This window comes from Marinobacter mobilis (genome assembly GCF_900106945.1).
Classification (GTDB): Bacteria; Pseudomonadota; Gammaproteobacteria; order Pseudomonadales; family Oleiphilaceae; genus Marinobacter; species Marinobacter mobilis.
This window is the reverse complement of record NZ_FNNE01000003.1, coordinates 156,242-170,813: the sequence shown is the minus strand read 5'-3', so window position 1 is coordinate 170,813 and position 14,572 is coordinate 156,242. Positions and strand designations below refer to the sequence as shown.

The window sequence follows — 14,572 nt, the reverse complement described above, 5'->3', positions numbered from 1 at the left end:
GCGTCCTTATTCATAGCGCAGCGCTTCCGCCGGCTCGACCCGCGAAGCCCGCCACGCCGGGTAGATTGTTGCGAGCAGACTCATGGCAAAACCGGCGCTGCTGATGATCGCGACGTCGGCCCACTGCAACTGGGACGGCAGGTAACTGATGAAGTAGACATCGGCATTGAGGAACTTGTGGCCAAGGAAGCCTTCCAGCCAACTGATGAATGCGCTGATATTGAAAGCACCCAGAATGCCCAGCGTTGTGCCCACCAGTGTTCCGACGATACCGATCACCGCGCCCTGAATTATGAAAATGCGCATAATCCGGCCAGGAGTCGCCCCCATGGTACGCAGGATCGCAATATCAGACGTCTTGTCCGTCACCACCATGACCAGGGTCGAGACGATGTTGAAGGCAGCCACTGCGACAATAAACATCAACAGCAGTCCGATCATGGTCTTTTCCATACGGATGGCCTGGAACAGATTGCCATGAGACCGGGTCCAGTCGGACACAAAGTAGCGCCCGCCCAAAGACAACGCAGCCTCTTCAGCCACCAGTGGTGCCCGGAACAGGTCATCCACCAACAACCGCACTCCCTGGGCCTTTCCATTGGTTCGCATCAACTTCGACGCATCGTCCATGTGAATGAGGGTGTAGTTTCCGTCAAGCTCGGCACCAACGCTGAAGATTCCCTTGACGGTAAAACGCTTCAGCCTCGGCAATACGCCGGCGGGCGAGACCGAGGCTTCGGGCAGCACCACCGTCACCCGGTCACCGATCTGGAGCCGCAGACTGGCAGCCAGTGTCCGGCCAATAATGATGCCGAATTCGCCGCTGCGCAGATCATCAAGGCTGCCATCCACCATATGATTTTCAATGATGGAAACCTCTCGCTCCTGCTCGGGCACAATCCCGTTCAGGGCGACCCCGCGTACATTGCCATGGCCCGTCACCATGCCCTGCCCCTGAACAAAGGGGGCTGCAGCAAGAATGTGTGGATTTTCAGTAACGGCCCGATCCACCGACTGCCAATCCTCCATCACATCATTCGCTCCGCGGATCACCGCGTGTGGCACCATACCGAGAATGCGCTGTTTGAGCTCCCGGTCAAAGCCGTTCATCACCGAGAGTACGATAATCAGCACCGCCACCCCCAGCATCAGCCCGATCATCGAGGTCATGGAAATAAAGGAAATGAAGTGGTTACGCCGCTTGGCCGCGGTGTATCGTAGCCCAACATAAAGGGACAGCGGTCTGAACATGTGGCAAGGCCTGTTTACACCTGATGGGTGGATTCTTCTGTCGGCTCACAGACCGCCAAGAAGCTGCTAAACTTGTGTAACATAACAAAAAATGTATTCATACGGAGCGCAGTATGCCAGAAGAGCCGTCGACAGGGGCAATATGTGACCAGCGCGACTACTTTCGCATCAGGGACAGGATTGGCCTTGAGATTCGCCCACTGACTGTCGATGACAACAGCAACCCGGATCCGTTCAGCGAAAACCATCTGGACGAACTGCGGCTCGAACTTCGTCGGCTCGACCAGGATATCAAGGTTCATCTGGCAAGCCTGGCCGAAAAGGACCGGCTGATGACCACCCTGATCAAGTCCCTGAATGGCAAGCTGGATATTCTGGCGCGCATTATGACCTTTGAACAAAATCCGTTGCAACCACAGCAATGGCAGGAGGTTACCCTTAGCGAAGGCGGCATTGCCTTTACGTCATCAAGTGGTCACGTTCAGGTTGGCGAGCAGCTGGCCGTTCGCATGACGCTCCCACCGGAAATGTTCCGCCCCCAGGCTGTTGCACGGGTCGCAGAATGCACCCGGCAGGAGGATGGCCAATACTGGATTCGTGGCGAGTTCATACGCATCCACGACGGCGACCGCCAGCAGATAGCACGGCATGTGATGCGATGGCAGATTCGTCAGCGCCAGAAGTAGTACTATCACCCTAAGTAGAACTGTCACCCTAAGTAGAACTATCAAATAAAACGAGACAATCATTCAGGAGTAACGCCCCATGTATAAGAAGGCATCGTCTGGCCTGATCGCGCTTACCACCACCCTGGTGCTGGGACTTTCCGCCCCGGCCGTCGCCGAAGAGCTGGCCGTCCCGGTCATGAACCAGGCCGACCGTTCGGCAACTCACGCCTTGCCGAAAACCGGCCAGAGCCAGGACTCCGTCCGTGCCCGCCTTGGTGCGCCCATCACCGTAAGTGCGCCGGTTGGCACTCCGCCGATCAGCAGCTGGGAGTACCCTGAATTCATCGTTTACTTTGAAGGCAGCCATGTTATCCATACGGTAATGAAACCCCGTCGATAACTCGGTTACAGACCAGCCATCGCCGAATACCTATCGGTAACAAAAAACGGCTTCCGGTATCCTGACGTCACCCGCCGGAGCCGTTAGAATGACAGCCTTTGAACGCAGAATCCGGCCACCCCGTCCAGGGGCAGCAAGGCCGCGATATGAAATAGCGTTCAGCCCTCGACTTCAGACTGTAAGGTGGTTGCGATTTGAGCTCTACTTCCGTAATGCCTGCCGAATGGGAAACCCAGAAAGCAGTAATGCTGACATGGCCCCACGCCGGAACCGATTGGCGAGACATCCTTGGTGAGGTCGAGCCAGTTTTCCTGGACATCGCCAAGGCTGTACTTCAATTTGAAAACCTGGTTGTCAGTTGCGAAGACGCCAACAAGGTAAACGCCCTTTCAGCCCTGTTTGAAACATACATACAGGACAACAACCTGCCACACAGTGTCCGGGTACTGCAGGCACCCGCTGATGACACCTGGGCCCGCGACCATGGGCCCATTAGTGTCCGGACGCCCACCGGCCTGTCGTTGCTGGATTTTGCCTTCAACGCCTGGGGCGGCAAGTTCGCCTACGAAAAAGACAACCGGATCAACGGCAAGCTGGCCGAAGCCGGAGCATTCGGTGATTTGCCGATGCGAGCTATTGACCTCGTGCTAGAGGGCGGCTCTATTGAATCTGACGGCCAGGGCACCCTGCTGACCACCAGCGAGTGCCTGCTGACGCCCACCCGCAATCCGGAATTGGATCGCACCGCCATTGAAGCGGCCCTGTCAGAACTGCTTGGAGCGCGGCATTTCCTGTGGCTCAACCACGGTTATCTCGCCGGTGACGACACCGACAGCCATATCGACACCCTGGCCAGACTCTGCGCAGCCGACACCATCTGCTATGTTGCCTGCCCCGATGAGACGGATGAGCACTACCACGCCCTCAAGGCCATGGAGGAAGAGCTCCGGAATTTCCACCAGCCCGACGGCCAGCCCTACAAACTGACACCGCTGCCTTGGCCAGACGCCATTCACGACGACGATGGCGAACGCCTGCCCGCGACCTATGCCAACTTTCTGATCATCAATGGCGCGGTTCTCCTGCCGGTCTACGGTGTAGCGCAAGATGGCGAAGCGATCGAGACCCTGGCTTCACTATTCCCTGATCGGAAAATTGTCCCGATCCAGTGTCGCCCCCTGATCAAACAGCATGGCAGCCTGCATTGCGTCACCATGCAGATTCCCGCGGAGTAATCGGACATGACATCTTCTCCCACCCTTCGGGTTGCGGCCATACAGCAGACCTGCAGCACCGATAAGCAGGAAAGCCTGGCAACCAGCGAAACCCTCATCAGAGAAGCCGCCAAAGGCGGCGCCCAGCTCGTTGTTTTACAGGAACTCCACGCAACCCAGTATTTCTGTCAGACCGAAGACACCGCCATCTTTGAACTGGCGGAACCGATTCCCGGTCCGACCAGTGGGCACCTTTCAAAATTGGCGGCGGAACTCGGGATCGTGCTGGTAGGCTCCATCTTTGAGCGTCGGATGAACGGCGTGTACCACAATACAGCGGTGGTGTTTGAACGCGATGGCAGCCTTGCCGGCCTGTACCGGAAAATGCACATCCCGGATGATCCCGGGTTCTATGAAAAGTTCTACTTCACCCCGGGAGATGCCTCGTTCAACAACGGCAGCAGCGGGTTTACCCCTATCCAGACGTCGGTTGGCAAACTCGGGGTTCTGGTGTGCTGGGACCAGTGGTATCCGGAAGCGGCTCGACTGATGGCACTGGCGGGCGCAGAGCTGCTGATCTACCCCACAGCGATCGGCTGGGATATGAGTGATGACGACGCCGAGCGGGAACGCCAGCTTGAAGCCTGGGTGACCGTCCAGCGCGGCCATGCCGTCGCCAATAATCTACCGGTTATTGCCCCCAACCGTATCGGTACTGAGCCCGACCCAAGCGGCCAAAGTGATGGCATCCGCTTCTGGGGTAACAGTTTTATCTGCGGTCCCCAGGGAGAATTCCTTGCCAGAGCGGATAACTCATCCCAACAGGTTCTGACCGTTGATATCGACACCGGTCGCAGTGAGTCCGTCCGGAGAATCTGGCCCTACCTGAGAGACCGGCGCATTGATGCCTACGGCGACATTCTGAAGCGGGTAAGGGACTGACACCCCATGAAAAAGCTCATCGATGACGTCGTTGACCAGCTCAATAAGGTACTGCTCGGTAAGGAGCGGCAGGTTCGACTGGCTGTCTGTGGACTGATGGCACGCGGCCACTTGCTGATCGAAGACATTCCCGGCATGGGCAAGACGACCTTGTCTCATGCCCTTGCCCGGATCATGGGACTGAGTTACCAGCGCATCCAGTTCACCAACGATTTGTTGCCGGCCGATGTGCTTGGTTTTTCGATGTATGACAAGGAGGCCGGGGCTCTGGTCTTCCACCCGGGCCCGATCTTCGCTCAGGTGGTGCTGGCCGACGAAATCAACCGGGCTTCTCCCCGAACCCAGAGCGCATTGCTTGAAGCCATGGAGGAGCGCCAGGTATCCATCGAAGGCGAGACTCGTCCACTGCCCCAACCGTTTTTTGTCATTGCTACCCAGAACCCGGTGGAACAAGGCGGCACCTACCCGCTTCCAGAATCCCAGCTCGACCGCTTCCTGATGCGCCTTCAGCTCGGCTATCCCGACCCACGCGCAGAGCGCGAACTGCTGGAAGGCGAAGACCGCCGTGTACTGACCGAGCGCATGCTGCCACAGCTGTCAGAGCAGAACCTCAAGACCCTTCAGGACGGTGTGGACCGGGTTACCACCAGCCCGGCCTTGCTGGATTACGTACAGCGCCTGCTGGAAGAAAGTCGCAGAATGCCCGGACTGATGTACGGACTGTCACCCCGGGCAGGACTCGGACTGGTCCGTGCTGCAAGAGCCTGGGCCTTGATGGATGGCCGCCATCACGTACTGCCTGATGACATTCAGGCCGTTTTCCCTGCCGTTGCCGGACACCGGTTGGATCAGGGCGAATCTGGCAATGGCAGCGACCGGGTTCGCCAGCTGCTTACTCAGGTAGCGGTGATCCAGTAATCAAACCTGGGCCGGATCATCAGATGTCGTGATTTCCGCCCCCCAAAACCGTTCTGACATGTTAGGCTTCCACACCCTTTATTTTTTCGTGAATGGCCCTATGTCTGGTATTGGATTTCTGCCAACGACCGGCCAGCCGGTTCCGTCGCCCCGTACACGAACCGATCTTCAACCGCGACACGCATTGAGAGACACACCATGACCGATAGCAAACACTCCCGCCTGATCATCCTTGGCTCTGGCCCGGCCGGTTACACTGCCGCCGTTTACGCAGCCCGTGCAAACCTGAACCCGACCCTGATCACGGGCATTGAGGTTGGCGGCCAACTCACCACCACGACCGATGTGGATAACTGGCCCGGGGACAACAATGGCGTTCAGGGCCCGGAATTGATGCAGCGGATGCTTGCCCATGCGGAACGGTTCGAAACAAGCATCGTTTACGACACCATCAACGAAGCCGACCTGCAGAGCCGTCCTTTTCGGCTCAAGGGTGATAGCGGTGAGTACACCTGTGATGCACTGATTCTGGCGACCGGTGCCTCAGCGATGTACCTGGGTCTGGAGTCCGAGGAGGCCTTCAAAGGCAAAGGCGTTTCTGCCTGTGCCACCTGCGACGGTTTTTTCTACCGCAAGCAGAAGGTTGCAGTCATAGGCGGTGGTAATACCGCAGTTGAAGAAGCCCTTTACCTGGCTAACATTGCTGAGGAAGTGACCCTCGTTCACCGCCGTGACAGCCTGCGCGCAGAGAAAATCCTGCAGGACAAGCTGTTTGAAAAAGAAAAGAATGGAAACATCCGCATTGTCTGGAATCACACCCTGGATGAAGTTCTCGGGGACGAAACCGGCGTCACTGGAATGCGCATCAAGAGTAATGAGGATGGTTCAACCCAAGACATCGACCTTGCCGGTGTTTTCATCGCCATCGGCCACAAACCCAACACCGACCTGTTCGCTGGCCAGCTCGATATGCGCGACGGCTACCTCAAGATCCGGTCAGGCCTTGAGGGCATGGCCACTGAAACCAGCATTTCCGGTGTTTTCGCCGCAGGCGACGTAGCTGATCACGTCTACCGGCAGGCCGTAACCTCAGCTGGATTCGGCTGCATGGCCGCACTGGATGCCGAGCGCTTCCTGGACCAGCAAGACTGATACTGACCCAGCCCGGGATCGACGGGGGCGAACAAATGCCCCCGTCAGCCCCCGCACCAGAACCGCCCCATGACGACCCTACCCTGGCTAGATCCCGACCAGCTCTGGTTTCCCCCAGCCGATGAGGCTCTCGAAGATCCAGACGGATTACTGGCGCTCGGCGGTGACCTGTCGCCAAAACGGCTGGAACTGGCCTACCGCAACGGCATTTTTCCCTGGTACAGCGACGATCAGCCGATCCTTTGGTGGTCTCCCAACCCCCGGTGTGTGCTGTTTCCCGAAGAAGTTCACGTTTCTCGCAGCTTGAGACGAACCCTTAACCAGAACCGCTTCCGCATCACTGCAGATCAGGCATTCGAGGAGGTTATACGGGTGTGCGGGGAAAGCCGTGTTGAGGGTACCTGGATCACCGACGAGATGAAGGACGCCTACATTCAACTTCATCAACTTGGCATCGCTCATTCCATCGAAGCCTGGAACCAGGACGGTCAGCTGGCGGGCGGCATGTACGGCATCGCCCTGGGCTGTTGTTTCTTCGGCGAATCCATGTTCTCCCTGGAAACCAACGCTTCAAAGGTACTGATGGTCCACCTCGCCCATCAATTGAAGGCATGGGGCTATGATCTGCTGGACTGCCAGGTGGAAAGCCCTCACCTGTTGTCGATGGGAGCCCGGTCCATTCCAAGGACTGATTTTTTATCTATACTAGGGGCAAGTGTCGACCGTGACCCTACCCAGAAAAGCTGGATTTTCCAGTGGCGATGGCCGGGGCCGGAGGTGTGAATGAGCAATCTGAAAACCCTGGCATTTTTCGCCACGCCCCCACACGACTGCAGCTACCTGTCAGGCCGGGAAGCCACAACGATGTTTGTGGACCCCAGAGCCGATATCAACAAACGCCTGTACAGCCAGCTCACCAGTCTTGGCTTTCGTCGCAGCGGCTCCCATTATTACCGACCGCACTGCGAAGCCTGTGCGGCGTGCATTCCGGTACGCATTGATACCGAGCATTTCGAGCATGACCGCAACCAGAGACGCGTTCTGAGCAGGAATGCCGACCTGACCTGCACGCTCGCACCAGGCCGCTTTACCGAAGAATACTACGACCTATACCAGCGCTATATCGTCCAGCGCCACGCCGATGGCGACATGTACCCACCGTCCCGGGAGCAGTTCACCTCGTTCCTCGTTGAAGGTGCCACCGATACCTGGTTTCTTGAGATTCGTTCAACGGGCCGACTGATTGGCCTGGCAGTGGTTGATGCACTGGAGGATGGTCTTTCGGCCATTTACACCGTCTTCGACCCCGATGAGGAAAAACGAAGCCTTGGCACCTTTGCCGTGCTCTGGCAAATTGAAGAGGTTCGCCGCCGGGGCGCGTCCTACCTGTACCTGGGTTACTGGATCAAGGCCTGTCGAAAGATGAACTACAAGACCCGCTTTCATCCAATTGAGGCCTTGATCGAAGGTCGCTGGCAGCCCTTGAAACAGGACTGACGGCGAAGCTCCGGACCGGTAAATTTGGCCCGGAGCAGGTAATGCAGGCCCTTAGTCGCGGCTTGTTTTGCCAAACGGCTACATTTCAGGCAGAATTGCGCAACTTCAAGTTACGGAAAGTCCATCCCAAGCGAGGTTCGTACTGAATGGCAAAGTCAGATGTCATTGAAATGGAAGGCGTTATTATCGACACCCTTCCTAATACCATGTTCCGGGTCGAGTTGAGCAACGGCCACGTTGTGACTGCTCACATCTCCGGAAAGATGCGCAAGAACTACATCCGCATCCTTACAGGCGATAAAGTAAAGGTTGAGCTCACACCTTATGATCTCAGCAAGGGCCGTATCGTTTACCGCGCCCGTTAATATCCGCCTGCGACATCTGAAAGCCCCGGCTCCGCGTCAAACCGATACAGCCAGGGCTTTTTTGATGGCGACTAATCGGGCACCGCTTTATTCACGATCCTCTGATGAACACTCGTCTGCCCCCGGGTTGGTGTAACAGCGCACTTTCCTAAGAATGGTCATCATATCCTCGTTGTAGGCGATAGACGCCAGCGCCTGCTGCCCAGAATCCTGCATCTCGACGCGAACGCCCCGCAGCATTTCCTGGTAGTCCTGCATGGCTTCAGGGGGGATATCCACCCAACGCTCTTCGGGAATGGCATCTTCGTACTCACGTATGACTCTCATGACCTCTGGATAGAGGCGAGACACGATTCGACGGGATTCGCGTACAAAACTTTCATCGAAGGTTCCGCTACGGGCGAACAACTGAACCGTAACCTGCCCTACCGGGTAGCGCACGATCCCGCCGCTCTCCCCCATACCCCGAAACATCTCCAGAACCTCGTAAGCAGCGCCTGGGGCATAACTGATGTCCGCCTGACCGTCGTTAAACAACTGGGCGAAGTTCGAGATCTTGGCATCCACCGGCTCGGCGCCAATAAAACGAATCATATGTCGGGCATCTTCATGCCCTTCAAAGATCGTCACCCGCTTACCGCGTAATGCATCGACGTTATTGATTGAGCGATCGTTAACGAACAGATAGGCTGCCCCCATCGGCGCCACGCCCATGACTTCGTACCCGTCGGCCTCAAGGTGTCGCGCGACCCGCGGGCTGGCCAGAATGTACATCAGCACTTTCAAGTCTTCATAACGGGGAATGGCGCCAATCGCACTGATCGAACCGGTGAAGCCATTAAACTTTCTCGCCCCCATATCAGTCACCGCGATCATGTCGCATTCACCGGCGCGAAAATCAGCCACCACCTGATCTTCATCGGTGTAAGGCTGCATACGCAGGCGCACGCCCTCGGCAATTGCATGGCGCTGATAGGTCTGGAGAGTCTGGTAAACATAGCCGCTGGCGCCCGCCACATCAAAAACACAGAACGCCTTGCTTTCGACGCTCTGAGCCTGGGTTACTGATGCAACCGAACTCAAAAGAACACTGGTCATCAAGGTAAGGAACAACCGCATACATGCCACCTCTTGTTGTTGTTTTTTCCTTCCGGATACCTTTGCAAACAAGCACTAATCCGAAAATGTTTAAGCGAAGGCGTAAGATGGCAGATTGGTGAGCGGAAGGGATTGACAGGAATAACCGAAAATTTCTGCAGACAGGTCAACAAAATCAAAAAAAAACCACACCTGAAAGGGTGTGGTTTTTAATCTCTGCATCAGCAGTCAGTGATGCCCGGGCGTTTCGCCCCTAGACGGCTTCAGCCGGCTCATTTTCGTACTCGAAAACCAGTTCATCACCTTCAAGCCTGACATTCACTTCACCACCATGCTCAGACAGACTGCCGAACAGGATCTGCTCAGCCAGTGGCCGCTTGATCCGATCCTGAATCAGCCGTGCCATCGGACGAGCTCCCATCGTGACATCGTAGCCTTTTTCAGCCAGCCAGCCCTTGGCAGCTTCATCGACATGCAGCACGACGTGCTTCTCATCCAGCTGGGCTTGCAGCTCGGTAAGGAACTTGTCGACCACATGGGTGATGGTGTGTTTGTCCAGATCGCCAAACTGGATAATTCCATCCAGACGGTTCCGGAATTCCGGCGTGAATGTCTTACTGATAATTTCCATACCGTCGGTGGTGTGGTCCTGCTCACTAAAGCCGATCGAGCGCCTTGCCATACTTTCCGCACCCGCATTGGTCGTCATCACCAGAATCACATGACGGAAATCTGCCTTGCGACCGTTGTTATCGGTCAGCGTTCCATGGTCCATCACCTGCAGCAGCAGGTTAAAGACTTCCGGGTGCGCCTTCTCGATCTCATCCAGCAGCAACACACAATGGGGATGCTTGTTAACAGCCTCTGTGAGCAAGCCGCCCTGGTCATAACCGACATAACCAGGGGGTGCACCGATCAGACGCGAAACGGTATGCCGCTCCATATATTCGGACATATCAAAGCGCACCAGCTCGATGCCAAGCACCTTCGCCAACTGCCGGGTAACCTCGGTCTTACCAACCCCAGTGGGACCGGCAAACAGGAACGCACCTTCGGGTTTCTCAGGTGCCTTCAGCCCGGCACGGGCCAGCTTGATCGCCGTCGACAGCGACTCGATCGCCTTGTCCTGACCGAACACGACCATTTTCAGGTCCCGCTCAAGGTTACGCAGCAGATCCTTGTCACTGGTGGAAACATTTTTCGGCGGAATTCGCGCAATGGTTGCCACCACATCTTCAATCGCCGACACCCCGATGACCTTCTTACGCTTGGCCGCCGGTTGCAGTCGCTGACGAGCACCGGCTTCATCAATCACGTCAATTGCCTTGTCCGGCAGGTGACGGTCGCTGATGTAACGATCTGCAAGTTCGGCAGCCGTACGAAGCGCCTTGTCGGTGTATTTCAGGTCGTGGTGCTTCTCGAAATGGGGCTTGAGCCCCTTGAGAATCTGATAGGTGTCCTCAACGCTCGGCTCGTTGACGTCAATTTTCTGGAATCGACGGGCCAATGCGCTGTCCTTCTCAAAAATTCCACGGAACTCGGAGAACGTGGTGGAGCCTATGCAGCGCATCTCGCCGGAGCTCAGCATTGGCTTGAGCAGGTTAGAGGCATCCATCACTCCACCAGATGCCGAGCCAGCGCCAATGATGGTGTGTATCTCATCAATAAACAGGATGGCATGCGGCTCCTTCTTGAGCTCTGCCAACAGCCCCTTGAGACGTTTCTCGAAATCGCCGCGGTATTTCGTTCCTGCCAGCAACGCACCCAGATCCAGGGAATACACCACTGCATCGGAAATGATTTCCGGCACCTGACCGTCCACAATCCGGCGGGCAAGACCTTCAGCAATGGCGGTCTTACCGACCCCAGCCTCTCCAACCAGCAAGGGGTTGTTCTTGCGGCGGCGGACCAGAATCTGCACCACGCGCTCAACCTCATGTTCACGCCCGATCAGAGGGTCAATACGCCCCTGACGAGCCAGCTCATTGAGGTTGGTTGCGTAGCTTTCCAGAGGCTTATGGGAGCCCCCCTCTTCTGCCGTGTCCTCATGGGAAGCCTGATCCGCACCCTCCTGATCTTCTGCCCCCTGTACACGGGAAATCCCGTGGGAGACAAAGTTCACCACGTCGATGCGGGCAATGTTTTGCTTCTTAAGCACGTACACTGCCTGGCTTTCCTGCTCACTGAAAATGGCTACCAGAACATTGGCACCGGTCACTTCCTTCTTGCCAGAGGACTGTACGTGGAATACTGCACGCTGCAGTACCCGCTGGAATCCCAGTGTTGGCTGGGTTTCCCGTTCGCTGTCGCTGCTCGGAATCAGCGGTGTGGTTGAATCTACAAATTCAACAAGTTCATCCTGCAACTGCTGCAGGTCTGCGCCACATGCTTTAAGCACGGTCAAAGCCGAGTCATTGTCCAGCAATGCCAGCAACAGGTGCTCCACGGTCATAAATTCGTGGCGCTTGTCACGGGCGTTTTTAAAAGCCGTATTCAGCGTGTTCTCAAGATCTTTACTCAGCATGGGCCACCCCAACTTCTATCAGTCCGCACGTTCAATCTCGCACAGCAGCGGATGCTCGCATTCCGAGGAATACTGGTTCACCTGTGCAGCTTTTGTTTCCGCGATGTCACGGGTATACACCCCACATACGGCTTTTCCCTGAGTATGGACGAGCAGCATGACCTGCGTCGCCTTTTCTTCGTTCATTCCAAAGAATGTCATCAATACATCCACCACAAAATCCATGGGGGTGTAGTCATCATTCAACAATACAACCCGGAAGCGGGCCGGCCGTTTTAGTGCCGGCTTTTCCGGGGCTAGGCTGAGATCGTCCTGGCGACCAGGTTCCTCTTCGCCTCCCTGATTTAATACTAGTAGAGAATTCTGGATAGTCCGCATGATTCGTTTCCGGAAATCGATGCCCTTTAAACAAAGTGGATTCGCCCCACTCTATTTTCAAGGCCATACCTGAAAACAGCGTGAGCGGGTTATCAATACGGACATCATAACGCCCATCAATACCCTCCAACCAGTGATTCAGGCCCCTTGACTATTGACTATGTCCAAAGTTTGACCGAGAGTAACCACTGGAATGTTAAATTGCGTTAACTCCTGTAACTTATGTAACTGAAACTGATACATCTGAAAACGGCTGCTTTGGGTTAGGCCGGAAGTAAGGTCAAAAGTCAGGTTAATGAGTTACAAGAGCGTGCGGGCTGAGATGGAAATGCCAACCAGCACCAGCGCAAGGCCTTTACGCAATGCCAGCAGCGCAATATGACTGCCGCCGACATCAGCCAGGTTTTCCCGGTTGATTCAGGGGCAGTCGTTGGCCGCTGAAAAATCAATAATAACTGGCAGATAATGACGGAACAGGGGAGTTCAAAATGCCAACAGGCAAAGTAAAGTGGTTTAACAACGCCAAGGGCTACGGCTTCATTATCGAAGATGGTTGCAGTGACGACCTGTTTGCACATTTTTCATCGGTGCAGATGGACGGGTATAAAACCCTCAAGGCGGGTCAGTCAGTCACCTTTGACAAGAAGCCCAGCGACAAGGGCGTTCACGCTGTCAACATTATTCCGGCGGATCAGCCAGCAAAGCGCGAAAATAGTGGTGATGAACAGTCATCCCACGGTTCCAATGTGACCCAGCACCCTCGCGCTGTAAACGCCTGAAACACACCTTCAGGCACAGTTTGACCGCCACACCACCGTAGTCCAGGCACTGCGGGGCTGTTTTTTGTGTCTGAATAATACAGCCCAAGGTGATCGGCGCCTCCGTTACCGGGAGTCTTCCCTGCAGCCCCCTCCTCGCCTATGGTCTGTTTCAACCTGCAACTTCGCTAAGGTATAGTTCCCTGCCGGGACGGCGGGCTTCAGTATCGCCCGATGCCCCGGGAACCCACCCCCGATCAGCGGACACTGACCACCAAACCTATGGCTACCCTGGTATTACTTAACAAGCCCTTTCAAGTCATGTGCCAGTTTACTGATGACCAGGGACGGGCAACCCTTGCCGACTATGTTGAAGCCGCGGGCGTCTACCCAGCCGGGCGCCTCGACTACGACTCCGAGGGTCTGGTGCTATTGACCGATAGCGGCAAGCTGCAGCACCGTATTGCATCCCCTGCCAACAAGATGAAAAAGACCTACTGGGTACAGGTGGATGGCATCATTGACGACACTGCCCTGGACCAGCTTCGTCGCGGCGTCACACTCAAAGACGGGCTAACCCGCCCGGCTCAGGCCCAGCGGATGGAGGCGCCAGACGTCTGGCCTCGCACGCCGCCAATAAGGGAACGCGCCAACCAGCCCACGTCCTGGCTTGAGCTGACCCTCACCGAAGGTCGCAATCGTCAGGTGAGGCGCATGACCGCTGCGGTTGGATTTCCGACACTTCGGCTGATCAGGGCCCGAATCGGTGAATGGAGCCTGGAAAACCTGCAGCCCGGAGAAAGCACAGCCCTGCAGATTCACATTCCCGTTGAACAAACAAACGGCACGAGACAAAGGCGAAGGACTCAGCAAGACACCCGGAACCGTCGCCAGCCACCCCCAAACCGGAGATCCCGAGCCAAATGACCTGGACCCCACACGCAACCGTTGCGGTTATTGTCGAGGATGAGCAGGGTCGGTTCCTGCTTGTAGAAGAAAACAGTGACGGCAGAATCGTATACAACCAGCCGGCCGGGCACATAGAAGAAGGTGAGTCCATCCAGCATGCGGCCCGCCGTGAAGCCCTCGAAGAAACCGGGTGGGAAGTGGAGCTCCAGCACTTTCTCGGGCTCTACACCTACCTCGCCCCCGCCAATGGCGTTACGTACTACCGTTTGTGCTTTTCAGCCAAGGCGCTGAGCAAGGTGACCGATGAACTCGACGACGGCATTATCGCCGCCCATTGGTTGTCCCTTGAAGAAATAACGAAGGAACCCGGAAAACTTCGAAGCCCGCTGGTGCTGAAATGCATAGAAGATTACCGAAATGGCCGCCGCTTTCCTTTAGGCGTCATTGTGGAAACGCAGACGTAATGGGGTATCAGTGGTAGAATTCCCGCTTTTACGC

The 14,572-nt window shown here is 56.1% G+C and carries 16 protein-coding genes; 12 read left to right on the top strand and 4 right to left on the bottom strand.

Translation table 11 applies throughout. The features are described 5' to 3' along the window. Positions 1-6: 6 nt before the first annotated feature. Positions 7-1,251, bottom strand: a complete 1,245-nt coding sequence (locus BLV11_RS05645; RefSeq protein ID WP_091811997.1) for a lipoprotein-releasing ABC transporter permease subunit — start codon at positions 1,249-1,251, stop codon at positions 7-9. Between the two features lie 113 nt (positions 1,252-1,364). Between BLV11_RS05645 and BLV11_RS05640 the strand changes: the two genes are divergently transcribed. From BLV11_RS05640 to infA, 9 genes are all read left to right on the top strand, one after another. Further along, a complete protein-coding gene (locus tag BLV11_RS05640; RefSeq protein WP_091811996.1) occupies positions 1,365-1,937 on the top strand; it encodes a PilZ domain-containing protein in 573 nt (190 codons plus the stop codon). Positions 1,938-2,016: 79 nt separating this feature from the next. Continuing rightward, positions 2,017-2,319 (top strand): hypothetical protein, encoded by a 303-nt coding sequence (locus BLV11_RS05635; protein WP_091811995.1) that lies wholly within the window; start codon positions 2,017-2,019, stop codon positions 2,317-2,319. Positions 2,320-2,564: 245 nt separating this feature from the next. Continuing rightward, positions 2,565-3,554 carry an agmatine deiminase family protein gene (locus BLV11_RS05630; RefSeq protein ID WP_245725926.1) on the top strand — a complete coding sequence of 330 codons (990 nt, stop codon included), beginning with the start codon at positions 2,565-2,567 and terminating at the stop codon, positions 3,552-3,554. Between the two features lie 6 nt (positions 3,555-3,560). Further along, on the top strand, positions 3,561-4,475 hold the full coding sequence (locus tag BLV11_RS05625) for a carbon-nitrogen hydrolase (RefSeq protein WP_091811993.1): 915 nt from the start codon (positions 3,561-3,563) through the stop codon (positions 4,473-4,475). Positions 4,476-4,481: 6 nt separating this feature from the next. Then, positions 4,482-5,393: an AAA family ATPase gene (locus BLV11_RS05620; protein ID WP_091811992.1), complete on the top strand. Its 912-nt coding sequence runs from the start codon at positions 4,482-4,484 to the stop codon at positions 5,391-5,393. A gap of 198 nt (positions 5,394-5,591) precedes the next feature. Beyond that, positions 5,592-6,545, top strand: a complete 954-nt coding sequence (gene trxB, locus BLV11_RS05615) for a thioredoxin-disulfide reductase (RefSeq protein WP_091811991.1) — start codon at positions 5,592-5,594, stop codon at positions 6,543-6,545. Between the two features lie 69 nt (positions 6,546-6,614). Next, positions 6,615-7,328, top strand: a complete 714-nt coding sequence (gene aat, locus BLV11_RS05610; protein ID WP_091811990.1) for a leucyl/phenylalanyl-tRNA--protein transferase — start codon at positions 6,615-6,617, stop codon at positions 7,326-7,328. Beyond that, positions 7,329-8,042 (top strand): arginyltransferase, encoded by a 714-nt coding sequence (locus BLV11_RS05605; RefSeq protein ID WP_091811989.1) that lies wholly within the window; start codon positions 7,329-7,331, stop codon positions 8,040-8,042. Positions 8,043-8,188: 146 nt separating this feature from the next. Then, entirely contained in the window at positions 8,189-8,407 is a 219-nt protein-coding gene (infA, locus tag BLV11_RS05600) for a translation initiation factor IF-1 (protein WP_014421226.1), read from the top strand. An 87-nt stretch (positions 8,408-8,494) separates the two neighbouring features. Here infA and BLV11_RS05595 read toward each other — a convergent pair whose 3' ends face one another. The 3 genes from BLV11_RS05595 to clpS form a co-directional block, all read right to left on the bottom strand. Beyond that, positions 8,495-9,526 carry a putative solute-binding protein gene (locus tag BLV11_RS05595; RefSeq protein WP_091811988.1) on the bottom strand — a complete coding sequence of 344 codons (1,032 nt, stop codon included), beginning with the start codon at positions 9,524-9,526 and terminating at the stop codon, positions 8,495-8,497. Positions 9,527-9,758: 232 nt separating this feature from the next. Continuing rightward, positions 9,759-12,029, bottom strand: coding sequence for an ATP-dependent Clp protease ATP-binding subunit ClpA (gene clpA, locus BLV11_RS05590; protein ID WP_091811987.1), 2,271 nt, complete (start codon positions 12,027-12,029; stop codon positions 9,759-9,761). An 18-nt stretch (positions 12,030-12,047) separates the two neighbouring features. Beyond that, positions 12,048-12,407: an ATP-dependent Clp protease adapter ClpS gene (clpS, locus tag BLV11_RS05585; protein WP_091811986.1), complete on the bottom strand. Its 360-nt coding sequence runs from the start codon at positions 12,405-12,407 to the stop codon at positions 12,048-12,050. Positions 12,408-12,895: 488 nt separating this feature from the next. Between clpS and cspD the strand changes: the two genes are divergently transcribed. The 3 genes from cspD to BLV11_RS05570 all read left to right on the top strand — a co-directional run bounded on the left by cspD (position 12,896) and on the right by BLV11_RS05570 (position 14,538). Continuing rightward, the gene (gene cspD / locus BLV11_RS18615; RefSeq protein WP_091811985.1) at positions 12,896-13,186 is read left to right on the top strand and encodes a cold shock domain-containing protein CspD; all 291 of its coding nucleotides are present in this window, start codon (positions 12,896-12,898) and stop codon (positions 13,184-13,186) included. Between the two features lie 261 nt (positions 13,187-13,447). Beyond that, entirely contained in the window at positions 13,448-14,092 is a 645-nt protein-coding gene (locus BLV11_RS05575; protein WP_091812245.1) for a pseudouridine synthase, read from the top strand. Further along, on the top strand, positions 14,089-14,538 hold the full coding sequence (locus BLV11_RS05570; RefSeq protein ID WP_091811984.1) for an NUDIX hydrolase: 450 nt from the start codon (positions 14,089-14,091) through the stop codon (positions 14,536-14,538). Before BLV11_RS05575 ends, BLV11_RS05570 begins: the two co-directional genes overlap by 4 nt. Positions 14,539-14,572: the final 34 nt, after the last annotated feature.